The 26,625-nt window shown below is 59.7% G+C and carries 25 protein-coding genes and 2 pseudogenes; 13 read left to right on the forward strand and 14 right to left on the reverse strand.

Going from position 1 to position 26,625, the window contains the following annotated elements:
- Positions 1 to 3: 3 nt before the first annotated feature.
- The 5 genes from PFAS1_RS16760 to PFAS1_RS16780 form a co-directional block, all read right to left on the reverse strand.
- Entirely contained in the window at positions 4 to 660 is a 657-nt protein-coding gene (locus PFAS1_RS16760) for a helix-turn-helix transcriptional regulator (RefSeq protein ID WP_076029848.1), read from the reverse strand.
- Positions 661 to 752: 92 nt separating this feature from the next.
- Complete coding sequence (locus PFAS1_RS16765) at positions 753 to 1,880, reverse strand: NAD(P)/FAD-dependent oxidoreductase (RefSeq protein WP_076029849.1); 1,128 nt, start codon at positions 1,878 to 1,880, stop codon at positions 753 to 755.
- Between the two features lie 157 nt (positions 1,881 to 2,037).
- Positions 2,038 to 2,985, reverse strand: a complete 948-nt coding sequence (locus PFAS1_RS16770) for an ornithine cyclodeaminase family protein (RefSeq protein ID WP_076029850.1) — start codon at positions 2,983 to 2,985, stop codon at positions 2,038 to 2,040.
- 137 nt (positions 2,986 to 3,122) lie between these two features.
- Positions 3,123 to 4,610 (reverse strand): ATP-dependent RNA helicase RhlB, encoded by a 1,488-nt coding sequence (rhlB, locus tag PFAS1_RS16775; protein WP_076029851.1) that lies wholly within the window; start codon positions 4,608 to 4,610, stop codon positions 3,123 to 3,125.
- 98 nt (positions 4,611 to 4,708) lie between these two features.
- Positions 4,709 to 5,365: an alpha/beta hydrolase gene (locus PFAS1_RS16780; protein WP_074880008.1), complete on the reverse strand. Its 657-nt coding sequence runs from the start codon at positions 5,363 to 5,365 to the stop codon at positions 4,709 to 4,711.
- Between the two features lie 467 nt (positions 5,366 to 5,832).
- On the opposite strand from PFAS1_RS16780, the gene PFAS1_RS16785 reads away from it, so the two are divergent.
- The 4 genes from PFAS1_RS16785 to PFAS1_RS16800 all read left to right on the forward strand — a co-directional run bounded on the left by PFAS1_RS16785 (position 5,833) and on the right by PFAS1_RS16800 (position 9,991).
- A complete protein-coding gene (locus PFAS1_RS16785) occupies positions 5,833 to 6,861 on the forward strand; it encodes an amino acid ABC transporter substrate-binding protein (RefSeq protein WP_074880005.1) in 1,029 nt (342 codons plus the stop codon).
- Between the two features lie 65 nt (positions 6,862 to 6,926).
- Positions 6,927 to 8,108, forward strand: a complete 1,182-nt coding sequence (locus PFAS1_RS16790) for an amino acid ABC transporter permease (RefSeq protein WP_076029852.1) — start codon at positions 6,927 to 6,929, stop codon at positions 8,106 to 8,108.
- A gap of 10 nt (positions 8,109 to 8,118) precedes the next feature.
- Complete coding sequence (locus tag PFAS1_RS16795; RefSeq protein WP_074879998.1) at positions 8,119 to 9,216, forward strand: amino acid ABC transporter permease; 1,098 nt, start codon at positions 8,119 to 8,121, stop codon at positions 9,214 to 9,216.
- A gap of 10 nt (positions 9,217 to 9,226) precedes the next feature.
- Positions 9,227 to 9,991, forward strand: coding sequence for an amino acid ABC transporter ATP-binding protein (locus tag PFAS1_RS16800; protein WP_008147575.1), 765 nt, complete (start codon positions 9,227 to 9,229; stop codon positions 9,989 to 9,991).
- Between the two features lie 55 nt (positions 9,992 to 10,046).
- On the opposite strand, the gene PFAS1_RS16805 is transcribed toward PFAS1_RS16800, so the two are convergent.
- Both PFAS1_RS16805 and PFAS1_RS16810 read right to left on the reverse strand, forming a co-directional pair.
- Positions 10,047 to 10,529: a type II toxin-antitoxin system MqsA family antitoxin gene (locus tag PFAS1_RS16805; protein ID WP_076029853.1), complete on the reverse strand. Its 483-nt coding sequence runs from the start codon at positions 10,527 to 10,529 to the stop codon at positions 10,047 to 10,049.
- Complete coding sequence (locus PFAS1_RS16810; protein WP_074879991.1) at positions 10,526 to 10,837, reverse strand: type II toxin-antitoxin system MqsR family toxin; 312 nt, start codon at positions 10,835 to 10,837, stop codon at positions 10,526 to 10,528. Before PFAS1_RS16810 ends, PFAS1_RS16805 begins: the two co-directional genes overlap by 4 nt.
- A gap of 167 nt (positions 10,838 to 11,004) precedes the next feature.
- On the opposite strand from PFAS1_RS16810, the pseudogene PFAS1_RS30420 reads away from it, so the two are divergent.
- The 6 genes and pseudogenes from PFAS1_RS30420 to PFAS1_RS16835 form a co-directional block, all read left to right on the forward strand.
- A pseudogene (locus tag PFAS1_RS30420) lies at positions 11,005 to 11,166 on the forward strand (FadR/GntR family transcriptional regulator); the annotation flags it as partial.
- 90 nt (positions 11,167 to 11,256) lie between these two features.
- A pseudogene (locus PFAS1_RS30425) lies at positions 11,257 to 11,663 on the forward strand (FadR/GntR family transcriptional regulator).
- Positions 11,653 to 12,969 carry a CynX/NimT family MFS transporter gene (locus PFAS1_RS16820; protein WP_076029854.1) on the forward strand — a complete coding sequence of 439 codons (1,317 nt, stop codon included), beginning with the start codon at positions 11,653 to 11,655 and terminating at the stop codon, positions 12,967 to 12,969. Before PFAS1_RS30425 ends, PFAS1_RS16820 begins: the two are co-directional and overlap by 11 nt.
- Positions 12,970 to 13,096: 127 nt before the next feature.
- Positions 13,097 to 13,567 carry a nuclear transport factor 2 family protein gene (locus PFAS1_RS16825; protein ID WP_076029855.1) on the forward strand — a complete coding sequence of 157 codons (471 nt, stop codon included), beginning with the start codon at positions 13,097 to 13,099 and terminating at the stop codon, positions 13,565 to 13,567.
- A gap of 40 nt (positions 13,568 to 13,607) precedes the next feature.
- Complete coding sequence (locus PFAS1_RS16830; RefSeq protein ID WP_076029856.1) at positions 13,608 to 13,928, forward strand: GIY-YIG nuclease family protein; 321 nt, start codon at positions 13,608 to 13,610, stop codon at positions 13,926 to 13,928.
- 88 nt (positions 13,929 to 14,016) lie between these two features.
- Complete coding sequence (locus PFAS1_RS16835) at positions 14,017 to 14,952, forward strand: glutathione S-transferase family protein (RefSeq protein ID WP_076029857.1); 936 nt, start codon at positions 14,017 to 14,019, stop codon at positions 14,950 to 14,952.
- A gap of 155 nt (positions 14,953 to 15,107) precedes the next feature.
- On the opposite strand, the gene PFAS1_RS16840 is transcribed toward PFAS1_RS16835, so the two are convergent.
- Together PFAS1_RS16840 and yejK are read right to left on the reverse strand one after the other, a co-directional pair.
- On the reverse strand, positions 15,108 to 15,458 hold the full coding sequence (locus PFAS1_RS16840; protein ID WP_076029858.1) for a glutaredoxin family protein: 351 nt from the start codon (positions 15,456 to 15,458) through the stop codon (positions 15,108 to 15,110).
- Positions 15,458 to 16,462, reverse strand: a complete 1,005-nt coding sequence (yejK, locus tag PFAS1_RS16845) for a nucleoid-associated protein YejK (RefSeq protein ID WP_008147593.1) — start codon at positions 16,460 to 16,462, stop codon at positions 15,458 to 15,460. The genes PFAS1_RS16840 and yejK overlap by 1 nt, the downstream gene beginning before the upstream one ends.
- 395 nt (positions 16,463 to 16,857) lie before the next feature.
- On the opposite strand from yejK, the gene PFAS1_RS16850 reads away from it, so the two are divergent.
- Entirely contained in the window at positions 16,858 to 17,139 is a 282-nt protein-coding gene (locus PFAS1_RS16850; RefSeq protein WP_007905514.1) for an HU family DNA-binding protein, read from the forward strand.
- 213 nt (positions 17,140 to 17,352) lie between these two features.
- On the opposite strand, the gene rlmF is transcribed toward PFAS1_RS16850, so the two are convergent.
- The 5 genes from rlmF to PFAS1_RS16880 all read right to left on the reverse strand — a co-directional run bounded on the left by rlmF (position 17,353) and on the right by PFAS1_RS16880 (position 24,109).
- Positions 17,353 to 18,375, reverse strand: coding sequence for a 23S rRNA (adenine(1618)-N(6))-methyltransferase RlmF (gene rlmF / locus PFAS1_RS16855; RefSeq protein ID WP_074879971.1), 1,023 nt, complete (start codon positions 18,373 to 18,375; stop codon positions 17,353 to 17,355).
- Positions 18,376 to 18,622: 247 nt separating this feature from the next.
- A complete protein-coding gene (locus PFAS1_RS16865) occupies positions 18,623 to 21,469 on the reverse strand; it encodes a valine--tRNA ligase (protein ID WP_074879966.1) in 2,847 nt (948 codons plus the stop codon).
- A gap of 256 nt (positions 21,470 to 21,725) precedes the next feature.
- Entirely contained in the window at positions 21,726 to 22,121 is a 396-nt protein-coding gene (locus PFAS1_RS16870; RefSeq protein WP_076029860.1) for a DNA polymerase III subunit chi, read from the reverse strand.
- An 8-nt stretch (positions 22,122 to 22,129) separates the two neighbouring features.
- Entirely contained in the window at positions 22,130 to 22,558 is a 429-nt protein-coding gene (locus PFAS1_RS16875) for a DNA polymerase III subunit chi (RefSeq protein ID WP_076029861.1), read from the reverse strand.
- A gap of 60 nt (positions 22,559 to 22,618) precedes the next feature.
- Positions 22,619 to 24,109, reverse strand: coding sequence for a leucyl aminopeptidase (locus PFAS1_RS16880; RefSeq protein ID WP_074879959.1), 1,491 nt, complete (start codon positions 24,107 to 24,109; stop codon positions 22,619 to 22,621).
- Between the two features lie 306 nt (positions 24,110 to 24,415).
- Here PFAS1_RS16880 and lptF point away from each other — a divergent pair, with 306 nt between their 5' ends.
- Together lptF and lptG are read left to right on the forward strand one after the other, a co-directional pair.
- Complete coding sequence (gene lptF, locus PFAS1_RS16885) at positions 24,416 to 25,534, forward strand: LPS export ABC transporter permease LptF (RefSeq protein WP_076029862.1); 1,119 nt, start codon at positions 24,416 to 24,418, stop codon at positions 25,532 to 25,534.
- A complete protein-coding gene (gene lptG, locus PFAS1_RS16890; protein WP_076029863.1) occupies positions 25,527 to 26,588 on the forward strand; it encodes an LPS export ABC transporter permease LptG in 1,062 nt (353 codons plus the stop codon). The genes lptF and lptG overlap by 8 nt, the downstream gene beginning before the upstream one ends.
- Positions 26,589 to 26,625: the final 37 nt, after the last annotated feature.

Raw genomic sequence — 26,625 nt, forward strand, 5'->3', positions numbered from 1 at the left:
CAATTAGCCCTTCAATTCCTTCAAATGTTTGTACACCGTTGCCCGCCCCATGTTCAGCACGTTCGCCACATAGTTGGAGGCGCTTTTGCCTTTGAAGGCGCCTTCGGCGTGCAGTGCCAGCACCAGTTCGCGCTTATGGTCACGGGTCAGCAGGTTCAGGCTCAGCTGACGCTCGCGCAGCCAGGCGTGCAGGAACGTGTTGATCCGCTCCTGCCAGTCATCGCGAAACAGCGAATCGGGCTGCGGAATCAATTTGCTCGGTGACAGGAACAGATCCAGCGCCGCCTTGGCATTTTCGAACAACGAAATATTCAGGTTAATGCACAGCACCGCCAGCGGACGACCTTCGCTGTCGCGCAGGACACTGCTCAGGCTGCGAATCTTCTGGCCATCCCAATTGAGCTTTTCGTACGGCCCGATGTTTCGTTCGCTGATCTCCTCGCTGAGCATGTCCTCCAGCGACGAGTCGTCACCGATTTCCCGTTTGGACAGGTTGTTGGCGATGTAGTCGACCTTCTGCGTGCGCAGGTCGTGCAGCACCACCTCGGCGTGCGGAAAGAACAATGTGGCGATGGCATCGGCGATCGCGCGGAAATTGTCCAGCGGCGAACTCTTCAATGCAGAGTCGTTACCGACTGGTTCTTGTTCTTGGGCGTTCATAGAGTGGAGCTCCGGACAGCATCAGCGCCCCGTCAAAAAAGGGCGCTGGAAGTTTGCCGCAATCGTGTCGACACGTCACCTGCGTCCGAAAGTCAGCCCAGTCGCGAAGGAGAGAGCATTTGGGTGTTCAGACCGAAGCGCGTCAGGTGTTCGGGCAAGGCTTCACCGCGGACCAGTGCAGCGCTGGCCTGGCCCATGGCCGGCGAGGTCTGGATGCCATAACCGCCTTGTGCCGCTACCCAGAATAACCCCGGCACCTGCGGATCGAAACCGCACAGCAAATCACCGTCACTGACGAAACTGCGCAAGCCGGCCCAGGTGCGGGTCGGACGCCGGATGGTCAGGGTGGTGGCTTCTTCGATCTGGTAGATGCCCAACGCGATGTCCAGCTCTTCGGGCTGCACATCGTGCGGTTCCACCGGGTCGGCGTTGGCGGGCGAGCCGAGGAACATTCCGGCGTCGGGCTTCATGTAGAAGGATTCGTCGAGGCTGACCAGCATTGGCCAATCGTGGATGTCCACGCCCTCGGGGCCGGCGAAGATGAACGCTGCACGGCGCTTGGGTTGCAGGCCCAGTGGACTGGCACCGGCGAGCTCAGCGATTTTGTCGGCCCAGGCGCCTGCCGCGTTGATGATGATCGGGGCACTGTAGGTCTGACCGTTGGTTCGCACGTGCCACATACCTTCGGCGTCGCGGGTCAGGCTCAGGACTTCGCTGTCGGTATGAACTTCACCTTTGTTGCGTCGGATGCCGCGCAGGTAGCCCTGGTGCAAGGCATCGGTGTCGATGTCGCTGGCGGTCGGGTCGTAAATCGCACCATGGACTTTTTCCCGGCGCAGGATCGGCAGGCGTACGCAGGCCTCGTCGGCGCTGAGCAACTGCATCTGCGGCACCGTGGCTTTGGCGCTCAGGTATTGATTATTCAGTTCGGCCGGGTCACCGGTGAAGTCCACGGTCATCTCGCCACGCGGGGTCAGCAGCGGGTGCTCGCAGAAACCGGCCGGCGGCGCGTCGAAGAAATCACGGCTGGCCTGAGTCAGCGCTCGAACCTGCGGGGTACCGTAGGCGGCGGTGAACAGTGCGGCGGAACGTCCGGTGGAGTGGTAAGCCGGATGGGATTCGCGTTCGAGCACGATCACCCGGGCGTGCTGCGACAACCAGAAACCGGTGGAAGCACCGGCAATCCCGCCGCCGATGATGATGAAATCTGCCTGGCTCATGAACGTCTCCTGATGGGGCGTAAATGCCGAATGTGTCGATGATCCTTGTGGGAGCGGGCTTGCTCGCGAAAGCGGTGTGTCAGTCGACATCATTGGTGAATGTCAGACCGCTTTCGCGAGCAAGCCCGCTCCCACAGGGTTTGTGGTGTTTGTGGTGTTAGTGCTGTAGGCGGTAGATGGCATTGGCCAGTGCGATGTCTTCCAGGCCCAGGCCAATGGAGCGGAAGAACACATGACGGTCGTAGCCAGGGCGCTGGACTTTTTCGCTGAGCAGGTCGGGCAAGTCGCCGATGATCGCGTTTTTGTCCCAGCCATATTGTTCACCGGCAATCAGCATCTCGCCGGCCGAGCCCGGGGTGGTCAGGCGATAGTCGCAGAACACTTGCATGCCATTGAGGCTCTGCGGCGGCACCTCGTGGGCACGCGGTGCGTTGGTACTGATGGAGGTGATCAGCGCCGGTTTGCTCAAGCTCGACGGGTCGATCACCGGGCCTGCGGACGAGGTGCAGAGCATGATCACGTCGGCGTCTTGAACCGCTGCTTCAAGACTGTCGAGGATGCTCAGGCGCGGATCGAGGCGTTTGAGCTGCGCCAATTCTTCGGGACTCTTGTCGCTCAGGCTCGGCGAGTAGAGGCTGATGCTCTGCCAGTCGCGCAGGCCTTTGACGTAGTGCACGTGCGCCTGGGCGACCTTGCCGCTGCCGATGATCGCCAGGCGCTGCGCCTTCAGCGGGGCGAGGGCGTCGACCGCCACGGCGGTGGTTGCGGCGGTGCGTGCCGTGGTCAGTTCACCGGCATCGCAGAGCAACAGCGGCTGGCCGGTTTGCATCGACATCAACAGCGTCCAGGCGGTCACCAGCGGGCCTTGTTCACGCACGATGTACGGCGAGGTCTTGACCCCGTAAACGCCGTCTTCGGCCAGCACGCCCAGGTAGTTGATGAAGTCGCCAGCGCCCTGGGGAAACTCCACCAGTTGCTGCGCCGGTTGTACGGCTTGGCCGGCGGCCAGGTCGCGGAACAGCTTGCGCAGGATCTGCGGCACGTCGACCTGCGCCAGCAGCTCGCGAACTTGAGGTTGGGTGATCACGTAAGGCGTACTGGGCATGGTCGGCTCCGAGAGCTGAAAGTAAACTAATTTGTCTATTATGGACATTTAGTTGTCGCGAGCAAGCCTGTTGAAAAAACTGGACGAAAAAAAAGCGCAGTCCGTTTCCGGCTGCGCCTCTTTTAGTGCGACCCGCGTTACGGGCGCTTGCGCTCAACCGCTCGCAGCAGATGCGTCGGTGGCGTTTCGCAGCTGATCTTGCGACCCAGCAGCGCCTCGATGGACGGTAGCTGGTAGGAGTCGTCTTCACCGGCAAAACTGATGGACACGCCATCGGCGCCGGCACGACCGGTACGACCGATGCGATGCACGTAGTCGTCCGGGACTTCCGGCAGGGTGAAGTTGATCACGTGGCTGATACCGTCGATGTGAATGCCGCGACCAGCCACATCGGTGGCGACCAGGACGCGGATCTTGCCTTCGCGGAAACCTTCCAGGGTCTTGATGCGCTTGTGCTGCGGCACGTCGCCGGACAGTTGCGCGGCGTTGACGCCATCGCGCACCAGGCGTTCTTCGATGCGCCGCACTTCATCCTTGCGGTTGGCGAACACCATCACCCGCTCCCAACCGTTGTCGTTGATCAGGTTGTAGAGCAGTTTGTATTTGTCGGCACCGGCGACCGCGTAGATGTGCTGCTCGACGTTTTCGCTGGCCACGTTCTGCGACTCGATCTCGACGATCGACGGGTCGGTGGTCCATTGCTTGGCGAGGTTCATCACGTCTTCGGTGAAGGTCGCGGAGAACAGCAGCGTCTGACGCTCGTTCTTCGGCGGAGTCTGGCGAATGATCTGACGCACTTGTGGGATGAAACCCATATCGAGCATCCGGTCGGCTTCGTCCAGGACCATGACTTCGACCATGTCCAGGTGCACGTCGCCGCGCTGGTTGAAGTCCAGCAGACGGCCCGGTGTGGCGACGAGGATGTCGCAGTGACGGGCTTCGAGGTGCTTGAGCTGCTTGTCGAAGTCCATGCCGCCGACGAACGTCATGACGTTGAGGCCGGTGTACTTGGTCAGGTCGGCCGCGTCCTTGGCGATCTGCACCACCAGTTCCCGGGTCGGCGCGATGATCAGTGCCCGCGGCTCACCCATGTAACGCTCTTTCGGCGGTGGGGTTTGCAGCAGCTGGGTGATGATCGAAATCAGAAAGGCAGCGGTTTTGCCGGTGCCGGTCTGGGCGCGACCGATGGCATCTTTGCCGGCCAGGGTGAAGCCGAGGACTTGTGCCTGGATCGGCGTGCAATACGGGAAGCCCAGGTCCTGGATGGCATGCATCAGTTCGGGGGCGAGTTTGAAATCGTGGAAACGGGTTTTGCCTTCCTGGGGTTCGACGGCGAAGTCTTCGAGTTTCCAGGGGATGACCGGTGCTTTGGGCTTGGGTTCGCGACGCGGTCGGGCAGGTTTCGCAGCTTCGTTGCCCGGTTCTTCAGAGGCCTGGGCCTCAACGGGTTGGACGGCCGGTGTGGTGATCGGCTCGTGCTTCGGTACCGCTACGGTGGCGGTCCGGCCAGACTGACTACCGTCGGTGCGGTGGCTGGGATGGTGAGACGGAGCGCTGGAGACTGGCGCGAGCTGCTCAGTCTCGCTTTTACCGAACATTTTCTTGAGTGCTTTGAGCACGGTCATCTCATCGATTGGTTAAGGAATATACGCCGGCCAGTGTAATGCAAGAATCGGGCGCGGCGTAGGGGGATGGATCAATGGGTTGCTTTTCACATAAACAGTTAACGCAAGCGCTCGGCGAGCCAGACACTAATGTCGCGAATTTCCTCGGGTAACACTTCATGACCCATTGGGTATTCCTGCCATGTCACGGTGACACCATGCTGCTTTAGATACTCATAAGCGGTGCGGCCCATGGAGTTTTGAACGACGTCATCGTACTGGCCGTGCAAAGACAGCACGGGAATGCGCTGCTGGCTGGCGGAAAGCTCCAGTTCATCGCTGAAGGTCGGCGCATAAGTCGAGAGGGCAAGTACGCCACCCAGCGGCCCCTGCCATTTCAGGAAAGCGGTGTGCAGCACCACCGCGCCACCCTGGGAAAAACCTGCCAGAAAGATTCGCGAGGCGTCTATTCCGCTGGCGCGCTGCTCCTCGATCAAATCAAAGACTCTTTGCGCGGACGCTTCCAGCTGCTCGCGGTTGATCGCGCGCGCCGGGCTCATGGCCAATATGTCGTACCAGCTCGGCATCTCGTAGCCACCATTGATGGTCACGGCGCGGGTCGGTGCCTGAGGGAGAACGAAGCGGGTGGTCAGCAGGGTTTCCTGTAACGCCTCTGCCACCGGCAGGAAGTCGTAGCGATCGGCGCCCAGGCCGTGCAGCCAGATAACGCAGGCGTCTGCGGGCTTGACGGGCTGAAGAATCAAGGGCTCGGTCATGGTTGCTCCAATATTGTGCAGGCGCGCTCATTGAGTGCGAGGTCTGAGGGCGTGCCTGGTTGATCAGTTAAGAAGATGTCGCAAGGCTACAAGTTTTGCTATTGACCTGTCGCGTAATCGCTTCAGCGAGCGGTCTGGTACGGGCTTTGCTATGGGGAAACGGTGCAACCCATCTCGCGCCTTGCGGTAACACTATCAGTGTACTGCTGGCGGTGGGATAGCAAAGAATCCGGTGATGGATGTTCGCCAGTGGCCGCTACGGGCTTCGCGAACGTGAAAGGGCTACAGCCCGTTCGGCCGATTGGTGAGAAGTGAGTTGTCCATGATGTGGATTTTCTCCTACTAGACTCATAGCGCAGGTCTTACGTCGGTTGACCCCAAAAAAAGCCAACACGGGTCAACAACGCCTCATAAGGGTGCGACTGGACTCAAGCTCCGACACAACAAGAGCAAAACTGGAGGTTTGAATGAAGATGTTGAAATCCACCCTGGCTATCGTGACTGCAGCCGCAGTACTCGGTGTCAGTGGGTTCGCTCAGGCGGGTGCAACCCTGGATGCAGTGCAGAAGAAAGGTTTCGTACAGTGCGGCGTAAGTGATGGTCTGCCGGGCTTCTCGGTTCCAGACTCGACTGGCAAGATCATCGGCATCGATGCCGACGTCTGCCGCGCTGTGGCCGCTGCCGTATTCGGCGATGCGACCAAGGTCAAATTCAGCCAGTTGAACGCCAAAGAGCGCTTCACCGCGCTGCAGTCCGGCGAAATCGACGTGCTGTCGCGTAACACCACCTGGACCAGCTCCCGCGATTCGGGCATGGGCCTGGTGTTTGCCGGCGTGACGTACTACGACGGCATCGGCTTCCTGGTGAACAACAAGCTGGGCGTGAAGAGCGCTAAAGAGCTCGACGGCGCCACCATCTGCATTCAAGCCGGTACCACGACCGAGCTGAACGTTTCCGATTACTTCCGCGGTAACGGTCTGAAATACACCCCGATCACCTTCGACACCTCCGATGAAAGCGCCAAGTCGCTGGAATCCGGTCGTTGCGACGTGCTGACCTCCGACAAATCCCAGCTCTACGCACAACGCAGCAAGCTGGCGACCCCGACCGACTACGTCGTTCTGCCGGAAACCATCTCCAAGGAGCCTCTGGGCCCGGTCGTGCGTAAAGGCGACGAAGAGTGGTTCAGCATCGTCAAGTGGACCCTGTTCGCGATGCTCAACGCTGAAGAAATGGGTATCACCCAGAAAAACGTTGAAGCTGAAGCCAAAGCCACCAAGAACCCGGACGTTGCTCGTCTGCTGGGCGCTGACGGTGAATACGGCAAAGACCTGAAAGTGAAGAAAGACTGGGTCGTGCAGATCGTCAAGCAAGTGGGTAACTACGGTGAAGTGTTCGAGAAAAACCTCGGCAAGAGCACGCCACTGGCCATCGACCGCGGGCTGAACGCTCTGTGGAACAACGGCGGCATTCAATACGCACCACCAGTGCGCTGATGGTTCTATCACCCGGTGGGCCAACCACCGGGTGATGTTCTGTTCCATTCTTTGCGGGGCACTTCATGCAAAATTCAATCGGCGCACCAAAGCAGAGGCTCAGCCTCAGCGATCCAAAAGTGCGTGCGTGGCTATTTCAGATCATCACCATCGTGGCGGTGGTCTCGATGGGCTGGTATCTGTTCGACAACACACAGACCAACCTTGAGCACCGGGGCATTACCTCCGGTTTCAGCTTTCTGGAGCGCAGTGCCGGTTTCGGCATCGCTCAACACCTGATCGACTACACCGAATCGGACAGCTATGCCCGGGTGTTTGTCATCGGCCTGCTCAACACGCTGCTGGTGACCTTCATCGGCGTGATCCTGGCGACGATCCTCGGGTTCATCGTTGGTGTGTCACGGCTGTCGAAGAACTGGATCATTGCCAAGCTGGCGACGGTGTATGTAGAGGTTTTCCGTAACATTCCGCCGCTGCTGCAAATCCTGTTCTGGTACTTCGCGGTGTTCCTGACCATGCCGGGGCCACGCAACAGCCATAACTTCGGCGACACCTTCTTTGTCAGCAGTCGTGGCCTGAACATGCCGGCCGCGTTGGCTGCGGATGGTTTTTGGCCGTTTGTGGTCAGCATCGTCGTGGCCATTGTCGCCATCGTGCTGATGAGCCGCTGGGCGACCAAACGCTTCGAAGCGACCGGCGCACCGTTCCACAAGTTCTGGGTGGGGCTGGCACTGTTCCTGGTGATCCCTGCGCTGTGCGCATTGATCTTCGGCGCGCCAGTGCACTGGGAAATGCCGAAGCTGCAAGGCTTCAACTTCGTCGGTGGCTGGGTGCTGATCCCGGAACTGCTGGCGCTGACCCTGGCCCTGACCGTATACACCGCGGCGTTTATCGCCGAGATCGTGCGTTCGGGCATCAAGTCGGTCAGCCACGGCCAGACGGAAGCGGCGCACTCGTTGGGGTTGCGCAACGGTCCGACCCTGCGCAAGGTGATCATCCCGCAAGCCCTGCGCGTGATCATCCCACCGCTGACCAGCCAATACCTGAACCTGGCGAAGAACTCCTCGCTGGCGGCCGGTATCGGTTACCCGGAAATGGTCTCGTTGTTTGCCGGTACGGTGCTGAACCAGACCGGGCAGGCGATCGAGGTGATTGCCATCACCATGAGCGTATACCTGGCGATCAGTATCAGCATTTCCCTGCTGATGAACTGGTACAACAAGCGCATTGCGCTGATCGAGCGGTAAGGAAAAGCGCATGACGACTCATACTTTCAAACCTGACATGCCGCCCCCGAACCGCAGCATCGGTGTCGTGGCGTGGATGCGCGCCAACATGTTCTCCAGCTGGCTCAACACCCTGCTGACCCTGTTCGCGTTCTACCTGATCTACCTGGTGGTGCCGCCGATCCTGAGCTGGGCGATCCTCGATGCCAACTGGGTCGGCACCAGCCAGGCCGACTGCACCAAGGAGGGCGCCTGCTGGGTGTTCATCCAACAGCGCTTCGGCCAGTTCATGTACGGCTACTACCCGGTGGACTTGCGCTGGCGCGTTGACCTGACCGTATGGTTGGCGGTCATCGGCGTGGCACCGTTGTTCATCTCGCGTTTTCACCATAAAGCGGTGTACGGGCTGAGCTTTCTGGTGGTGTATCCGATTGTTGCCTGGTGCCTGCTGCACGGCGGCGTCTTCGGCCTGACCCAGGTGGCGACCAGCCAGTGGGGCGGCTTGATGCTGACCCTGGTGATCGCCACTGTCGGTATTGCCGGTGCATTGCCGCTGGGTATCGTCCTGGCGCTGGGCCGTCGTTCGAACATGCCGGCGATTCGTGTGGTCTGCGTGACCTTCATCGAATTCTGGCGCGGCGTGCCGTTGATCACGGTGCTGTTCATGTCCTCGGTGATGTTGCCGTTGTTCCTGCCTGAAGGCATGAACTTCGACAAACTGTTGCGGGCACTGATCGGTGTGATCCTGTTCCAGTCGGCCTACGTTGCCGAAGTGGTGCGTGGCGGTCTGCAAGCGATTCCCAAAGGTCAGTACGAAGCCGCTGCAGCGATGGGCCTCGGCTACTGGCGCAGCATGGGCCTGGTGATTCTGCCGCAAGCCCTGAAGCTGGTGATTCCCGGTATCGTCAACACCTTCATTGCGCTGTTCAAGGACACGAGCCTGGTGATCATCATCGGCCTGTTCGACTTGCTCAACAGCGTCAAACAAGCCGCCGCCGACCCGAAATGGTTGGGCATGGCCACCGAAGGCTATGTGTTCGCGGCCCTGGTGTTCTGGATTTTCTGTTTTGGTATGTCGCGCTATTCCATGCATCTGGAACGCAAGCTCGACACTGGCCACAAGCGTTAGGAGTTCTGAAATGAGCGAAGCAATCAAAAAGCCTGTGAGCCCTGAAGGCATTATTCAGATGCAGGGCGTGAACAAGTGGTACGGCCAGTTCCACGTGTTGAAAGACATCAACCTGAACGTTAAACAGGGCGAGCGTATCGTCCTGTGTGGCCCGTCGGGTTCAGGCAAGTCCACCACCATTCGTTGCCTCAACCGTCTGGAAGAACACCAGCAGGGCCGCATCGTGGTCGACGGCGTGGAGCTGACCAACGACCTCAAGCAGATCGAATCGGTACGCCGTGAAGTCGGCATGGTGTTTCAGCACTTCAACCTGTTCCCGCACCTGACCATCCTGCAGAACTGTACCCTGGCGCCGATGTGGGTGCGCAAGATGCCTAAGCGCAAGGCCGAGGAAATCGCCATGCATTATCTGGAGCGCGTACGCATTCCGGAACAGGCGCATAAATTCCCGGGGCAACTGTCCGGCGGTCAGCAACAGCGTGTGGCGATTGCCCGTGCACTGTGCATGAAACCGAAAATCATGTTGTTCGACGAACCGACTTCGGCACTCGATCCAGAGATGGTGAAAGAGGTTCTCGACACCATGATCGGCCTGGCCGAAGACGGCATGACCATGCTCTGCGTGACCCACGAAATGGGCTTCGCGCGCACCGTGGCCAACCGCGTGATCTTCATGGACAAGGGCGAAATCGTCGAACAGGCCGCGCCGAACGACTTCTTCGATAATCCGCAGAATGAACGGACCAAGCTGTTCTTGAGCCAGATTTTGCATTGATGCCAGCTGACTCGTAGAAACAAACCCGGCCTCGCGCCGGGTTTGTTTTTTGCGCTCAGGAAACAGTGAGGGTTTCGTGCTCTTTGTGCGCTGTATGCTTGAAACCCCTCAAATCCGCCCCTTCACCCAGTGATTTCACATCGGCGAGCAAATGCGGATAGCGGTCAAGCAGGCGCATCAGCAGCACCAATGTTTTCGGAGGAAGTATTTCGCCGCGCTCGTAACGGGAAAACGCGTTGTGTCCGCCACCGGACAGTAGTTGCACAGTTTCTTTTTGCGTCAGATGCAGTTTGCGACGGATTCGCTTCATCTCGTCGCCGATCATCTGCCTTGCTGCGATAACCAGTTCGTCGCCCGCATCTGAATGACGCTCTGAACAACTGTCGTCTAACTCGACCTCGCCACACATCTGGCATTCCCAGCCAGATAAATCATTTACGCGGCGCTCCATACCTTTGACGCTCATGGTTTCGCCGCGACCCTCGAAATGTCGCATTCCTTCCTGGGCTCCACAGCTAAAACACTGCCGGGTTTTCATTGGGATTTCTCCTTGAAGGAGATTACGGGTGGACCACCGCCGGGGCGATACGTCACCTTGATATAAATCTCCAGACCGTATGAGTTGATGTGATAAACGTCTTGCCAGACGCGATGATCGTCATAGGTGGTCATCGACTTGTACAGCATCTTTCCCTGGAGCTCGAAAATGACCTCCTGCATCTCCACGAGGTTTAAGCCAAGAACCCTGCCGCCGTTTTTAGCACTGCTGGTGAATGCTTTGCCTCCAAGTCGCCTGACATCCGCTTTGATCACCGCCAAGTCGTAATGGGGTGTGTTCTTTTCCATAAGAAGCCGCTAACCCTGTCCCTAAAATTACCCTTAAAGGGTAATTTTGACTAATCGAAAATCCCGCTCCATTTCCCTCTCCCTGACCGTAGGCGGTTGCCGTCCTACGCGTAGCTGACTAACATGTCAGAAAATTCATCCTATGATTGGATGAAAGGGCGAATCCAATGTCAGAAATTTCTCCACTCATAAAGCGGTCCTTGGTCGATCAGGCCCTGGATCAGTTACGCAAGCGCATCAACGAAGGCGCATGGGTTGTCGGCCAGCGTTTACCCACCGAACCCGAGCTATCCGCCGAGTTGGGCATCAGCCGCAATACCGTGCGTGAAGCCATGCGCGTACTGGCGTTTTCCGGATTGATCGAAATCCGTCAGGGCGACGGCAGCTATCTGCGGGCAGTGGTCGATCCGCTCGACACCATGAAGGCGTTGTCCCGTTGCTCCCACGAGCAAGCCCGGGAGACTCGGCACATTCTGGAAGTCGAGGCCATCGGCCTGGCCGCGTTGCGTCGTACCGACGAAGACCTGGTGGCATTGCGCGAGGCGTTGGGCGTCAGTGGCAGCCATTACCACGGCGATCTCGACACGTATATCGCTTGCGATCTGGTGTTCCACCGCCGCTTGGTTGACGCCGCACACAACCCGACCCTCAGCGAGCTGTATCGCTATTTTTCCAGTGTCATCGGCGCGCAATTGCGCGAAACCCTGAACATTTCCCCCGACGCCAAGAAGTGTTCGACCTCCATATCGAACTGCTTGATGCCGTCGAGCAACGCGACCCGGAACGGGCCAAAGCCCTGTCGAGGCAGTTGATCAATGAACCTTGAAACCGAGAACCCCATGTCCAGCCAGCAGGTCAACCAAAGCAGCCTCCCCCAAGCCAAGCGCACGGCGGAGCTTGAAGCGCTGCTGATCGACGCCGAGGCGGATGACGAACAGGTCCAGCTAAGTCCGCCGATCCTGCGGCGGCCGTGGCTGCTGTTGCTGGGCCTGATTCTGGTGGCGCTGAACCTGCGTCCGGCGCTGTCGAGCATGGCGCCGATGCTCAGCGAGGTGTCGAAGACCCTCGGTTTGTCGGCCGCCCACGCCGGTTTGCTGACGACGTTGCCGGTGTTGTGCCTCGGCTTGTTTGCACCGCTGGCGCCCGTGCTGGCTCGACGTTTCGGCGCTGAGCGAGTGGTGCTGGGCATTCTCTTGATGCTGGCCGGCGGGATCATCCTGCGCAGTTCTTTCGGCGAGATCGGCCTGTTTGCCGGCAGCGTGCTGGCCGGCGCGAGCATCGGCGTGATCGGCGTATTGCTGCCCGGCATCGTCAAACGTGACTTCGCGAAACACGCGGGCACCATGACCGGCGTCTACACCATGGCCCTGTGCCTGGGGGCGGCGATGGCCGCGGGCGCGACCGTGCCGTTGAGCGAGCATTTCGACAAGAGCTGGGCCTTGGGCCTCGGCTTCTGGGTGGTTCCGGCATTGGTCGCGGCGATTTTCTGGTTGCCACAAGTCGGGCAGAAACACGGCGCGCACAACGTCGCGTATCGGGTTCGCGGTCTGTTGCGTGATCCTCTGGCCTGGCAAGTGACGTTCTACATGGGCCTGCAATCCTCTTTGGCCTACATCGTGTTCGGCTGGTTGCCGTCGATCCTGATCGGTCGCGGCCTGACGCCGACCCAGGCGGGTCTGGTGCTGTCAGGTTCGGTCATCGTTCAGTTGGCGAGTTCACTGGCGGCGCCATGGCTGGCGACGCGTGGCAAGGATCAGCGTCTGGCGATTGTCATCGTCATGCTGCTGACCCTTGGCGGCTTGTTCGGTTGTCTTTACGCACCGATCGAAGGCTTGTGGGGCTGGGCGATCCTGCTGGGTCTGGGGCAGGGCGGGGCGTTCAGTCTGGCGTTGACCCTGATCGTGCTGCGTTCGCGGGACTCCCATGTCGCGGCGAACCTGTCGAGCATGGCCCAGGGCTTCGGCTACACCCTGGCGTCCATGGGCCCGTTCGCGGTCGGCATCGTGCATGACTGGACCGGCGGCTGGAGTGCCGTGGGCTGGATCTTCGGTGTCATTGGCCTCGGCGCGATCATCGCCGGCCTCGGTGCCGGGCGTTCGCAATACGTCCAGGTCGAAAGCGAAAAGGTCTGACACCCGCGCACTGTCGGTATTCGGCTCACGAATGCCGATAGTGTTTCGCGCCTTTGTTGACTATCGTGCAGGCAATCTTTTGAAACCACTTTGCGCATCTATTTGCACATACAGAGGGAGCCTGTTCATGAGTGATGCCCACAATGCATTGATCACCCAGTTCTACCAAGCCTTCCAGCGACTCGATGCCGAAGCCATGAGCGCCTGCTACACCGACGACGTGGTGTTCAGTGATCCGGCGTTCGGCGAACTTCACGGCCGCGATGCAGGCGACATGTGGCGGATGCTCACCACTCGGGCCAAGGATTTTTCCCTGACGTTCGATAACGTGCGCAGTGATGAGCGCACGGGCGGTGCCCATTGGGTGGCGACCTACCTGTTCAGCCAGACCGGCAACACCGTGGTCAACGACATTCAGGCGCGTTTCGTGTTTCGCGACGGCAAGATTTGCGAGCATCACGACAGCTTCGATCTGTGGGCCTGGTCCCGACAGGCGCTGGGTTTCAAAGGGCTATTGTTGGGCTGGACGCCGGTAGTGAGAAACGCCGTGCGCGCTCAAGCTTTGAAGGGGCTGAAGGCATTCCAGGCCAGTCGCTGATAAGATCGCGGCTTGTTTCCTTTCAAGCCTTGATCGTCACGTGAACACCCTCAGCGAATCTTCCGTCCCCGCCGCCGAACCCTCGCTGCCTGTCAGCAAGCCCTGGTTCGTCTACCTCGTTCGCGCGGCCAATGGTTCGCTCTACTGCGGGATCAGCGACGATCCCGCGCGCCGCTTCGCCACTCACCAGAGTGGCAAGGGCGCGCGCTTCTTTCTCTCCAGCCCTGCCGTAGCATTGGTTTACACGGAAGCCTGCCGCGATAAAGGCGAAGCGCTGCGTCAGGAACGGCTGATCAAAAAACTCAAGAAAAGCGCCAAGGAATGCTTGGTGGCGAGTGCTGCTGCGGGCTTATCAATCTGACTGATAAGCGCCCATCAGGGAGATGGGTAGGCCGCGTGCGGATTGCGCGCTAAGCTGCGGTTTCCTTATCCGAGCGACGGAACCGAGCATGTCCGAGTTGATTCTGCATCATTACCCGACGTCCCCTTTCGCCGAAAAGGCTCGCTTGTTGCTGGGCTTCAAGGGACTGTCCTGGCGTTCGGTGAACATCTCGCCAGTGATGCCGAAACCCGATCTGACGGCGCTGACCGGCGGCTACCGCAAGACGCCGGTGTTGCAGATTGGCGCTGATGTTTATTGCGACACGGCGCTAATGGCACGTTGTCTGGAGCAGGAAAAAGCCTTGCCGGCGTTCTTTCCGGAAGGTCAGGAAATGATCACCGCGACCTTCGCCGCGTGGGCCGATTCGGTGGTGTTCCAGCATGCGGTCAGCCTGGTGTTCCAGCCGGCGTCGGTGGCGGTGCGCTTCGGTAAATTGTCACCTGAAGCGATCAAGGCCTTCCTGGCCGATCGCGCCGGCCTGTTCAGCGGTGGCAGCGCCACACGGTTGTCGGCTGAACAGGCCCGGCATCAGTGGCCGACCATCATGGCGCGTCTGGAGCAACAGCTTCAGCGCGAACAGGGCGACTTCCTGTTCGGCGAGCCGTCGATTGCCGACTTCGCCCTGGCCCATCCGTTGTGGTTCCTTAAGGCCACGCCCGTCACGTCACCGTTGGTCGATGCTTATCCAGCGGTTTCGGCATGGCTGGGGCGCGTGTTGGGCTTCGGTCATGGCGCGTTCAGCGAGATGACTTCCGAGGAGGCGCTTGAAGTCGCGCGCAACACCACGCCGGCTGCATTGCCGGATGAGCAGTTCGATGAGCCGAACGGGTTCGAAGTAGGCCAGCAAGTGGTGATCGCTGCGACCGATTACGGCGTTGATCCGGTGGCGGGAGAGTTGCTGTTTGCGGGTAGCGAAGAATTGATTCTGCGTCGCGAAGACGAGCGGGCGGGTGTGGTGCATGTGCACTTTCCGCGGTTCGGGTTTCGTATCGAAAAACGCTGACGCACACTCATACCTGTGGCGAGGGGGCTTGCCCCCGTTCGGCTGCGCAGCAGTCGTAAATCCTGTAGTTGCGGCTCGACGATAAAATGCTGGGGCCGCTTCGCTGCCCAACGGGGGCAAGCCCCCTCACCACAGGGATTGAGTGAGCCAATAGGTTATTTCAGGGCAGCGAGAATGGCGTCCGGGTCATACCCGCGAAGCAACGTCCCGTTCACAGCGATGATCGGAATTCCGCCGCCACCCAGCGCTTCGTAGGCTTTGCGCGCCTCGGCATCTTTCTCGATATCGAACTCCTTGTACGGAATTCCCTTCTGATCGAGAAAGCGCCGGGTCAGTTTGCAGTAACCGCACCATTCGGTGGCATAGAGCACGACGTTGGCCTTGGCCTGAGTCTGCTCGGACACCCCTTGCGCCGGATGGAACACCCGCTCGATCTTGCCCCAGTTCTGGTAGACCACGACCACCAGCAGGATCAGCAGGCATTTCTTCAGTACGCTGCCGAGCATCAGTTACGTCGCTTGAGCTGATCGGTGAGCTGGGTCGGCAGACCTTTGATGATCAGCGTGCCGGCTTCTTCGTCGTATTCGATCTTCGAGCCCAGCAGGTGCGCTTCGAAGCTGATGGACAAGCCTTCGGCGCGACCGGTGAAGCGGCGGAACTGGTTGAGGGTACGTTTATCGGCCGGGATCTCCGGCGACAAACCGTAGTCCTTGTTGCGGATGTGATCGTAAAAGGCTTTCGGGCGCTCTTCGTCGATCAGCTCCGAGAGTTCTTCCAGGCCCATGGGTTCACCCAGTTTTGCCTGGCTGCTGGCGTAATCCACCAGGGTCTTGGTCTTCTCGCGGGCGGATTCTTCTGGCAGGTCTTCGCTTTCGACGAAGTCACTGAAAGCCTTGAGCAGGGTGCGGGTTTCGCCGGGGCCGTCGACGCCTTCCTGGCAGCCGATGAAGTCGCGGAAATACTCCGACACCTTTTTGCCGTTCTTGCCTTTGATGAACGAAATGTACTGCTTGGACTGCTTGTTGTTCTGCCACTCGGAGACGTTGATCCGCGCCGCCAGGTGCAGTTGGCCCAGGTCCAGGTGCCGGGACGGGGTCACGTCCAGCTGATCGGTCACTGCAACGCCTTCACTGTGGTGTAGCAGGGCGATCGCCAGGTAGTCGGTCATGCCTTGCTGATAATGCGCAAACAGCACGTGGCCGCCCACTGAGAGGTTCGATTCCTCCATCAGCTTTTGCAGATGTTCCACCGCCACCCGGCTGAACGCTGTGAAGTCCTTGCCGCCATCGAGGTATTCCTTCAGCCAGCCGCTGAACGGATGCGCCCCGGACTCGGCATGGAAGAAACCCCAGGCCTTGCCTTGTTTGGCGTTGTAGCTCTCGTTGAGGTCGGCAAGCATGTACTCGATGGCGCTCGACTCGGCCAGTTCGGAATCGCGAGCGTGGAGAACTGCGGGCGTGCCGTCGGGTTTTTTGTCGATCAGGTGGACGATGCAATGGCGGATCGGCATGGGCTTCTCGGCTGATGGAAGAGAGGAGGGCGTGCTCCCCCAAAAAGTGCCAAGTGTACCGCAACCACTGGTTTTGGCGCGGCACGAAGGGCAATTCGCAGGTGTCCGATGGCGCTTATGCAGTTTTTTGCCGATTTAGAGTAATAAAGCTGACCAAATGGGTAGCTAGAGGCGGATATTTCCCCGTCTCTGTGCTAGTTTTGCCCGGTCTTACGCGAAGTCACTGCGTTAAGCGTGCATTCAGCATTTGTCAGGTCGAACCAAACCCTGATTTCGGTATCTATAACCCCGACTCGTCGCGGTTGTGGCCGAGGGTGCCAGATCCAGAAGATCGGGCTCGATGGCTGACACTGCACTCTGCAATCCATATGAATTTGATAGGGAAGGAACACTACATGGCTCTTACTAAAGACCAACTGATCGCCGACATCGCTGAAGCTATCGACGCGCCAAAAACCACCGCGCGTAACGCTCTGGACCAACTGGGCCAAATCGTTGCCGATCAGCTGGAAAACGGCGGCGAAATCACTCTGCCAGGTATCGGCAAACTGAAAGTGACTGAGCGTCCTGCCCGTACCGGCCGCAACCCTTCGACTGGCGCTGCCATCGAAATCGCTGCCAAGAAAGTTATCAAGCTGGTTGTGGCCAAAGGCCTGACCGACGCTGTTAACAAGTAAGACTTGTTATAAAAAAACCGTGCTTCGGAGCAATCCGGGCACGTTTTTTTTGTGCCATAAATTCTTCAAACACCGCCGATCCTTGTGGGAGCGGGCTTGCCCGCGATGGCGGCGAGTCAGTCGCCTTCTTTGACGCCTGGCACACTGCTTTCGCGGGCAAGCCCGCTCCCACAGGGATTTCAGCACTCAGTAATTTGGCTTGTCAGCAATTACTCAGCTTTTACGCGCCCAACGTTCGCGCCAGACCTGCTGCTCGCTTTTAGTCTGGAACGTCCAGGCGACGAAGCGGCTTTGCTTCTGCCCTTGCGACATTTCCACGACCTGGCTTTCCAGCACGCCAGCCTTTTTCAGCGCCGTCTGGATCGCAGGCAGGTTTGAGGCTTTCGAGACCAGGGTGCTGAACCAAAGCACTTTGTGTTGAAAATGCGCGCTCTCGGCGATCAGTTGCGTCACAAACCGTGCTTCCCCGCCTTCGCACCACAGTTCGGCCGATTGACCGCCAAAGTTCAGCACCGGCAGTTTGCGTTTTGGATCGGCGCGGCCCAGGGCGCGCCATTTACGCTCGCTGCCCTTGGTCGCTTCGTCCATCGATGCGTGGAACGGCGGGTTGCACATGGTCAGGTCAAAACGTTCGCCGGGTTCAAGCAGGCCCAGCAGAATGTGCTTGGGGTTGCTTTGCTGACGCAACTGGATGGCCTTGTTCAGCCCGTTGGACTGGACGATGGCTTTAGCGGCGGCCACGGCTGTCGGGTCGATTTCCGAGCCGAGGAAGTGCCAGCGATAGTCGCTGTAGCCGATCAACGGATAGACGCAGTTGGCGCCCATGCCGATATCGAGCACCTTGACCGGCGCACCGCGCGGGATCTCACCGTCGTTGACGCTGGCCAGCAGGTCGGCCAGGAAGTGCACGTAATCGGCACGGCCCGGAACCGGCGGGCAGAGATAGTCAGCCGGGATGTCCCAGTGGGCGACGCCGTAGAACGACTTGAGCAAAGCACGGTTGAACACCCGCACCGCGTCCGGGCTGGCAAAGTCGATGCTTTCCTTGCCGTACGGGTTGATGATCACGAACTTCGCCAGTTCCGGCGTGGTTTTGATCAGCGCCGGGAAGTCGTAACGACCCTGATGGCGATTGCGCGGATGCAGGCTGGCCTTTTCACGCGGTTCCACGGTTTTGGCCGGGGTGGCGGAGTCAGGCTTCTTACGCGCAGGGCGGGGTGTGCGGGGGGCGTTCATGGGTGTGGTCGATTCGGGTATGGCTGAAAGTGGCGGGTATTGTCCCACATCCCGGCCTTGTGAACGCAATCCCTGTGGGAGCGGGCTTGCTCGCGAAGGCGGTTTCCCATTCAGCACTAATGTTGGCTGACACGCCGCCTTCGCGAGCAAGCCCGCTCCCACAGGGGATGTGCGGTGTTTGGGGATAAGGGGCGGGCATAAAAAAGGGAGGCCATTTCTGGCCTCCCTTTTTCATTGCGATTTGCCGTTACAGGCTGGCAATCCGCGCATGCTGCTCGGCCAGCTTGCCCAAAGCCTGTTCGGCTTCAGCCAGTTTGGCGCGTTCCTTCTCGATGACTTCGGCCGGGGCCTTGTCGACGAAACCGGCGTTGGACAGCTTGCCGCCCACGCGCTGAACTTCGCCCTGCAGACGCAGGATCTCCTTGTCCAGTCGTGCCAGTTCGGCGTCTTTGTCGATCAGGCCGGCCATCGGTACCAGCACTTCCATCTCGCCGACCAGTGCGGTGGCGGACAGCGGTGCTTCTTCGCCAGCAGCCAATACGGTGATCGATTCGAGGCGAGCCAGCTTCTTCAGCAAGGCTTCGTTTTCGGTGAGACGACGCTGATCTTCGGCGCTGACGTTTTTCAGGAACAGGTTCAACGGCTTGCCTGGACCGATGTTCATTTCGCCGCGGATGTTACGCGTGCCGAGCATCAGCTCCTTGAGCCATTCGATGTCGTTTTCGGCGCCCTGATCGATGCGTGCTTCATTGGCCACAGGCCATGGTTGCAGCATGATCGTCTTGCCTTCGATACCGGCCAGCGGCGCGATGCGCTGCCAGATTTCTTCGGTGATGAACGGCATGAACGGATGTGCCAGGCGCAGCGCGACTTCCAATACCCGAACCAGCGTGCGACGGGTGCCACGCTGACGTTCGACCGGCGCGTTTTCGTCCCACAGCACAGGCTTGGAGAGTTCCAGGTACCAGTCGCAATACTGGTTCCAGATGAACTCGTACAAGGCTTGTGCGGCCAGGTCGAAGCGGAACTGATCGAGTTGGCGGGTCACTTCGGCTTCGGTGCGTTGCAACTGCGAAATGATCCAGCGATCCGCCAGCGACAGCTCATAAGCTTCGCCGTTCTGCCCGCAGTCTTCGCCCTTGTCCAGCACGTAGCGCGCGGCGTTCCAGATCTTGTTGCAGAAGTTGCGATAGCCTTCGACGCGGCCCATGTCGAACTTGATGTCGCGACCGGTGGACGCCAGCGAACAGAAGGTGAAGCGCAGGGCATCGGTGCCGTAGCTGGCGATGCCGTCGGCGAACTCGTCGCGGGTCTGCTTCTCGATCTTCTTCGCCAGTTTCGGCTGCATCATGCCGGAGGTGCGTTTCTGCACCAGGTCTTCGAGCTCGATGCCGTCGATGATGTCCAGCGGGTCCAGGACGTTGCCCTTGGACTTGGACATCTTCTGTCCCTGGCCATCACGCACCAGACCGTGCACATAAACGGTCTTGAACGGAACCTGCGGCGTGCCGTCTTCGTTCTTCACCAAGTGCATGGTGAGCATGATCATCCGGGCAACCCAGAAGAAAATGATGTCAAAACCGGTGACCAGCACGTCGGTGGAGTGGAATTTCTTCAGGAATTCGGTCTGCTCAGGCCAGCCGAGCGTGGAGAACGTCCACAGGCCCGAACTGAACCAGGTGTCGAGTACGTCGTTGTCCTGTTGCAGTGCAACGTCCGGGCCGAGGTTGTGCTTGGCACGCACTTCGGCTTCGTCGCGACCGACATAGACCTTGCCCGACTCGTCGTACCAGGCCGGAATCCGGTGGCCCCACCACAGCTGACGGCTGATGCACCAGTCCTGGATGTCGCGCATCCACGAGAAGTACATGTTTTCGTATTGTTTCGGCACGAACTGAATGCGGCCGTCTTCAACCGCAGCGATGGCCGGCTCGGCCAATGGCTTGGTCGACACGTACCACTGGTCGGTCAGCCACGGCTCGATGATGGTGCCGGAGCGGTCGCCTTTCGGTACTTTCAACGCGTGATCGTTGACACTGACCAAGAGGCCGGCGGCATCAAACGCTGCAACGATCTGCTTGCGCGCTTCGAAGCGATCCAGGCCGGCGTATTCGGCCGGGATCTTGCCGTCGATGCTTTCGTTCAGGGTGCCGTCGAGGTTGAACACCTGACAGGCCGGCAATACAGCGGCGTTCTTGTCGAAGATGTTCAGCAGCGGCAGGTTGTGGCGCTTGCCGACTTCATAGTCGTTGAAATCATGGGCCGGGGTGATTTTCACGCAGCCGGTGCCGAATTCAGGGTCGCAGTAATCGTCGGCGATGATCGGGATGCGACGGCCGACCAGCGGCAGCTCGACAAATTTGCCGATCAAGGCTTTGTAGCGTTCGTCGTTCGGGTTAACCGCGACGGCTGCGTCGCCGAGCATGGTTTCCGGGCGAGTGGTCGCGACGATCAGGTAATCGTTGCCTTCAGCGGTCTTCACGCCGTCGGCCAGCGGGTATTTCAGGTTCCACAGGAAACCTTTCTCGTCGTGGTTTTCCACTTCGAGGTCGGAAATCGCCGTGTGCAACTTGGTGTCCCAGTTGACCAGGCGCTTGCCGCGGTAGATCAGGCCGTCTTCGTGCAGGCGCACAAAGGCTTCTTTCACGGCTTCCGAGAGGCCGTCGTCCATGGTGAAGCGCTCGCGACCCCAGTCCACGGAAGAGCCGAGACGGCGGATCTGACGGCTGATGTTGCCGCCGGACTGATCCTTCCACTCCCAGACTTTCTCAAGGAATTTCTCACGGCCCAGATCATGACGACTCTGGCCCTGGGCTTCGAGTTGGCGCTCCACCAGCATTTGCGTGGCGATACCGGCATGGTCGGTACCCGGCTGCCACAGGGTGTTTCGACCCTGCATGCGACGGAAACGGATCAGGGCGTCCATGATTGCGTTGTTGAAGCCGTGACCCATGTGCAGGCTGCCGGTGACGTTCGGCGGCGGGATCATGATGGTGTAGGACTCGCCCGCGCCTTGCGGGGCGAAGTAATTCTCTGACTCCCAGGTGTTGTACCAGGAAGTTTCAATGGCGTGCGGCTGGTAGGTCTTATCCATGCGCGGCGGGACCCTATTGGCATTTATTCAGGAAAAGCCGGCAAGTATAGCGGGGCATGGGGCGGAGGGCGAGCCGGGGTAGACCGGGCGCAGATCAAACTGTGGAATGAACCTGTGGCGAGGGAGCTTGCTCCCGCTGGGGCGCGAAGCGGCCCCGACATCAGCAAGTTAGGTATGCCAGGTACACGGCTTTGCGGCTGCTGCGCAACCGAGCGGGAGCAAGCCCCCTCGCCACAGAAACCCGCCGGGCTTGGGGTTATTCGTATTGGCTCAACAACCGTTCCATCCGCGCGCTGAGGCGGCGTTTGATTTCGGTTTCGATGTGCGGGGCGAAGTCGTCGATCACGTCTTGCATGATCAATTGCGCGGCGGCGCGCAGTTCGTCTTCCAGGTGCAGCAGCTCGTCGGCGCTCTTGCTGGCGGCGGGTGCCGGTTGGGCGGCAGGGGCTGCTGGGGTGGGTGGCGCCGGTTCGAGTATGGGCGGGTTGGCGCCAACGGTATCGAACAGCATCGGAATCTGCTCCTGGTCACCTTCCTCGACCGTTTCGGTGAGCAAGGGCGGTTGCAGGTTGTCGTCGCCGAGCAATTGACGGATCGACTCAAGGTCGTCCAGCAGGTGCGCGGACTTTTGCAGCGGTTTTGGAGTGTCCATCGGAATGCTCAGAGTCGCTGTAAACGGTGATCTTGCAAAGGATAGCCCTGTTCGCGGTAGAAACGGAAACTCTCCCGCGCAGCCGTACGAATCGTCGGATCTTCCACCACCACTTCCGCCACTCGGGCGAACTTGTTGGCGAATGCCGGGACTTTCAGGGCGAGATTGACCAACAGGTCCTGATGCGGACCGCAGTCATCGCCAAAGCCCAGGACAATCAAGCTGTCCGGCTCATTTTCAGCGGGGCCGTGAGGCACGAAGCTTTCGCCCTTGAAGGCCCACAAACGCGCATCGAGATCGTCACGCTGGGCAGCATCGCTGCAATGCAGGTAGATGCGGTGGCCCATGCGCCAGGCTTTTTCGGTGAGTTTGCAGGCAAAATCCAGCCGTGCCGAAGGATCGGCGCTGGGCAGGATATAGAAGTCGACTTTGGTCATTGCGGTTCCTGAGCTTCAAGTGGCATCACCCGAGAGTGACGCCACCGCAAGTCATCGGTTTCAGGCTTTGGCGCGGTCCAGCAGGTATTGGGTCAGCAATGGAACCGGACGGCCAGTGGCGCCCTTATCCTTGCCGCCGCTGGTCCAGGCCGTACCGGCGATGTCCAGGTGCGCCCAGTTGAGGTTCTTGGTGAAGCGCGACAGGAAGCAGGCCGCGGTGATGGTGCCGGCTTTCGGACCGCCGATGTTGGCGATGTCGGCGAACGGGCTGTCCAGCTGTTCCTGGTACTCATCGAACAACGGCAGTTGCCAGGCACGGTCGTCGGCGGATTGGCCAGCGCTCAGCAGTTGGCCGATCAGTTCGTCGTTGTTGCCCAGCAGGCCCGACGTGTGGGAACCCAGCGCAACGACGCAAGCGCCGGTCAGTGTCGCGATGTCGATTACCGCTTGCGGCTTGAAGCGCTCGGAGTAGGTCAGGGCGTCGCACAGCACCAGACGGCCTTCGGCGTCGGTGTTGAGGATTTCCACGGTCTGGCCGCTCATGGTGGTGACGATGTCGCCAGGACGCGAAGCGTTGCCGCTCGGCATGTTCTCGGCGCAAGCCAGGATGCACACCAGGTTGATCGGCAGTTTCAGCTCGAGCACCGCACGCAGGGTGCCGAAGACGCTGGCTGCGCCGCCCATGTCGTACTTCATTTCATCCATGCCGGCGCCCGGTTTCAGGCTGATGCCGCCAGTGTCAAAGGTGATGCCTTTGCCGACCAGTGCGTACGGCTTCTCGGATTTCTTGCCGCCGTTGTATTGCATGACGATCAGGCGTGGTGGCTGGGCGCTGCCCTGGCCGACGGCGTAGAACGAACCCATGCCCAGGTCCTTGATCTTCTTCTCATCAAGGACTTCGACTTTCAGGCTCTTGAATTCTTTGCCCAGGTTCTTCGCTTGCTCGCCGAGGAACGTCGGGTGGCAGATGTTTGGCGGCAGGTTGCCCAGGTTACGGGTGAACGCCATGCCGTTGGCGATGGCGGTGGCGTGGGCCACGGCGCGCTCGACTTCAGCTTGTGCAGCCTTGATGGTCACCAGGGTGATCTTTTTCAGGCTGCGAGGCTCGGCTTTCTGGCTCTTGAACTGATCGAACGTGTATTCGCCGTCCACCAGGGTTTCGGCCAGCAGGCGGGTCTTGCCGTAGCTGTCACGGCCTTTGACCACGACTTCGTCCAGGGCCAGCACGGCGTCGCTGCCGCCCAGGCCTTTAAGGGTATTGAGGATGCCGGCGATGATTTTGCGGAACGGGCGGTCGCCCAGCTCTTCGTCTTTGCCCACGCCTACCAGCAGCACGCGTTCAGCCTTGAGGTTCGGCAGGCTGTGCAACAACAGGCTTTGACCGACTTTGCCCGCCAGGTCGCCGCGCTTGAGCACAGCACTGATGGCGCCGCCGCTCAGTTCGTCGAGTTGTTTGGCAACAGCGCCGAGCTTGCGGCCTTCGCCGACGGCGACTACCAGAGTGGCGGTTTTCAACGTTTCTGGGCTAACGCTTTTTACAACCAGTTCCATGTCCGGGTCCCTGAATTAATGGTCAACACGCAAGAGCTCGACAGCATGCATTCGAGCTTGCTTATAAATAGAAAGACGCAGGTCACGGCCCGCGACAAAGGCCGCAGTTTGAACCTCGTGCCCCGAGCCTGACAACCCTCGGTCGTACGATCTTCAGCGCTTTACCCGCCTGCTTGAGCATGCGCAGTGACAGGCGCACCCAATCACAGGATAATGCGCCAACTTTTTCGGCGGCTCTGCCCTGCGGGCCGTCTGATACGTTTGCTTGTTTGGCCGCCTTAGCCTGACAACCCTGGAGTGTCTGGTTTGATCGTCTTCCGTTACCTATCCCGCGAAGTCCTGTTGACCTTGAGCGCCGTCAGCGCTGTGCTGCTGGTCATCATCATGAGCGGTCGCTTCATCAAGTACCTCGCCCAGGCGGCCTCAGGCCTCCTGGATCCGGGCTCGCTATTCCTGATCATGGGCTTTCGCCTGCCGGGTTTCCTGCAGTTGATTTTGCCTTTGGGCCTGTTTCTCGGAATCCTGCTGGCCTACGGTCGCCTGTACCTTGAAAGCGAAATGACGGTGCTGTCTGCCACCGGCATGAGCCAGCAGCGTCTGTTTGCCATGACCCTTTTCCCAGCCACCCTGGTCGCACTGGTGGTGGCATGGCTGAGCCTGAGCCTGGCGCCCCAAGGTGCCAATCAATTCCAGTTGCTGCTGAACAAGCAGGATGCCCTGACCGAGTTCGACACCCTCGAGCCCGGTCGCTTCCAGGCGCTGCGTGACGGGACGCGGGTGACCTACACCGAATCGCTGTCGGATGACCGCATCAACCTCGGTGGTGTATTCATTTCGCAGAAAAACGTCAATTCCGATAAGAAGGACCGCGGGATTTCCGTGCTGGTGGCCGAGAAGGGCCGTCAGGAAATTCGCCCCGACGGTAACCGTTACCTGATTCTCGACAACGGCTATCGCTATGACGGCAATCCGGGTCAGGCCGACTACCGGGCGATCAAGTACGAGGAGTACGGCGTACTGCTGCCCAAGCCGGACGTCAGCGACGAAGTGACCGACCGTGATGCAATGACCACCGGTTCCCTGATCGGCAGCGATGACATTCGCTCCCGCACCGAACTTCAGTGGCGTCTATCCCTGCCATTGCTGGTCTTCATCGTGACCCTCATGGCGGTACCGCTGTCGCGGGTCAATCCGCGCCAGGGCCGTTTCCTCAAGCTGTTGCCGGCGATTCTTCTATATATGGCTTACCTGTCCATCCTGATTGCCGCTCGCGGCGCCCTTGAAAAGGGCAAGATCCCGCCAGCTCTGGGGTTGTGGTGGGTGCATGCAATCTTCCTGGCCATCGGCCTGGGCTTGCTCTATTGGGAACCCCTGCAGTTGAAGCGGGCGAGTCGCCGCAGCGCGCTGGAGGTGGCTCGTGGATAAGCTCGATCGCTACATTGGCAGCAGCGTGTTCGTGGCCATTCTGGCGGTGCTGGGGATCATTCTCGGTCTGGCGACGCTGTTCGCGTTTATCGATGAGATGGGGGATGTCAGCGATACCTACACCTTGGTCGACGTGTTGAGTTATGTCCTGCTGACCGCGCCGCGTCGTCTTTACGACATGTTGCCGATGGCTGCACTGATCGGTTGCCTGATCGGCCTCGGCAGTCTGGCCAGTCACAGCGAGCTGACCATCATGCGCGCTGCGGGCGTGTCGATCGGGCGCATTGTCTGGGCGGTCATGAAGCCCATGCTGGTCTTGATGGTGGTGGGTGTGCTGATCGGCGAATACGTAGCGCCGGCCACCGAAGTCACCGCTCAGGCCAATCGCTCCCTGGCTCAGGGCGGCGGCGATGCGCAGAGCGCCAAGCACGGTTTGTGGCACCGCCAGGGGGATGAGTTCATTCACGTCAACTCTGTGCAACCCAACGGCCTGCTGTACGGCGTCACCCGTTATCGTTTCGACGATGAGCGGCATATGCTCTCTTCCAGCTTCGCCAAGCGGGCGGAGTTCGATCAGGATCACTGGCAGTTGAGCGACGTCACCACCACGCTGTTCCATGAAAAGAGCACTGAAGTGGTCACTACCCCGGTCGAGCGCTGGAATGTCGCCTTGAGTCCGCAGTTGCTGAGCACCGTGGTCATGTCGCCTGACACGCTGTCGATCAGTGGTCTGTGGGGGTACATCCACTACCTGGCGGACCAGGGCTTGAGCAATGGTCGTTACTGGCTGGCATTTTGGGTCAAGGTGTTGCAACCGCTGGTCACCGCCGCGCTGGTGCTGATGGCGATTTCCTTCATCTTCGGTCCGTTGCGCTCGGTGACCCTCGGTCAGCGGGTGTTCACTGGCGTGCTGGTGGGCTTCACCTTCCGCATCGTTCAGGATTTGCTCGGCCCTTCGAGCCTGGTCTTCGGTTTCTCGCCATTGTTTGCGGTGCTTGTTCCGGCAGGTGTTTGTGCCTTGGCCGGGCTCTGGTTGTTGCGCCGGGCCGGTTGATCAAGGGTTTCCCTTGCCCTTGATGGTCACTCGAAAC

The sequence above is a fragment of the Pseudomonas frederiksbergensis genome (assembly GCF_001952935.1).
Classification (GTDB): domain Bacteria; phylum Pseudomonadota; class Gammaproteobacteria; order Pseudomonadales; family Pseudomonadaceae; genus Aquipseudomonas; species Aquipseudomonas frederiksbergensis.

Excerpts from the sequence above, each read along its gene's own strand:
- PFAS1_RS16760 (WP_076029848.1), bottom strand. The coding sequence starts at position 660 with ATGAACGCCCAAGAACAAGAACCAGTCGGTAACGACTCTGCATTGAAG.
- PFAS1_RS16765 (WP_076029849.1), bottom strand. The coding sequence starts at position 1,880 with ATGAGCCAGGCAGATTTCATCATCATCGGCGGCGGGATTGCCGGTGCT.
- PFAS1_RS16770 (WP_076029850.1), bottom strand. The coding sequence starts at position 2,985 with ATGCCCAGTACGCCTTACGTGATCACCCAACCTCAAGTTCGCGAGCTG.
- rhlB (WP_076029851.1), bottom strand. The coding sequence starts at position 4,610 with ATGACCGTGCTCAAAGCACTCAAGAAAATGTTCGGTAAAAGCGAGACT.
- PFAS1_RS16780 (WP_074880008.1), bottom strand. The coding sequence starts at position 5,365 with ATGACCGAGCCCTTGATTCTTCAGCCCGTCAAGCCCGCAGACGCCTGC.
- PFAS1_RS16785 (WP_074880005.1), top strand. The coding sequence starts at position 5,833 with ATGAAGATGTTGAAATCCACCCTGGCTATCGTGACTGCAGCCGCAGTA.
- PFAS1_RS16790 (WP_076029852.1), top strand. The coding sequence starts at position 6,927 with ATGCAAAATTCAATCGGCGCACCAAAGCAGAGGCTCAGCCTCAGCGAT.
- PFAS1_RS16795 (WP_074879998.1), top strand. The coding sequence starts at position 8,119 with ATGACGACTCATACTTTCAAACCTGACATGCCGCCCCCGAACCGCAGC.
- PFAS1_RS16800 (WP_008147575.1), top strand. The coding sequence starts at position 9,227 with ATGAGCGAAGCAATCAAAAAGCCTGTGAGCCCTGAAGGCATTATTCAG.
- PFAS1_RS16805 (WP_076029853.1), bottom strand. The coding sequence starts at position 10,529 with ATGAAAACCCGGCAGTGTTTTAGCTGTGGAGCCCAGGAAGGAATGCGA.
- PFAS1_RS16810 (WP_074879991.1), bottom strand. The coding sequence starts at position 10,837 with ATGGAAAAGAACACACCCCATTACGACTTGGCGGTGATCAAAGCGGAT.
- PFAS1_RS16820 (WP_076029854.1), top strand. The coding sequence starts at position 11,653 with ATGAACCTTGAAACCGAGAACCCCATGTCCAGCCAGCAGGTCAACCAA.
- PFAS1_RS16825 (WP_076029855.1), top strand. The coding sequence starts at position 13,097 with ATGAGTGATGCCCACAATGCATTGATCACCCAGTTCTACCAAGCCTTC.
- PFAS1_RS16835 (WP_076029857.1), top strand. The coding sequence starts at position 14,017 with ATGTCCGAGTTGATTCTGCATCATTACCCGACGTCCCCTTTCGCCGAA.
- PFAS1_RS16840 (WP_076029858.1), bottom strand. The coding sequence starts at position 15,458 with ATGCTCGGCAGCGTACTGAAGAAATGCCTGCTGATCCTGCTGGTGGTC.
- yejK (WP_008147593.1), bottom strand. The coding sequence starts at position 16,462 with ATGCCGATCCGCCATTGCATCGTCCACCTGATCGACAAAAAACCCGAC.
- PFAS1_RS16850 (WP_007905514.1), top strand. The coding sequence starts at position 16,858 with ATGGCTCTTACTAAAGACCAACTGATCGCCGACATCGCTGAAGCTATC.
- rlmF (WP_074879971.1), bottom strand. The coding sequence starts at position 18,375 with ATGAACGCCCCCCGCACACCCCGCCCTGCGCGTAAGAAGCCTGACTCC.
- PFAS1_RS16865 (WP_074879966.1), bottom strand. The coding sequence starts at position 21,469 with ATGGATAAGACCTACCAGCCGCACGCCATTGAAACTTCCTGGTACAAC.
- PFAS1_RS16870 (WP_076029860.1), bottom strand. The coding sequence starts at position 22,121 with ATGGACACTCCAAAACCGCTGCAAAAGTCCGCGCACCTGCTGGACGAC.
- PFAS1_RS16875 (WP_076029861.1), bottom strand. The coding sequence starts at position 22,558 with ATGACCAAAGTCGACTTCTATATCCTGCCCAGCGCCGATCCTTCGGCA.
- PFAS1_RS16880 (WP_074879959.1), bottom strand. The coding sequence starts at position 24,109 with ATGGAACTGGTTGTAAAAAGCGTTAGCCCAGAAACGTTGAAAACCGCC.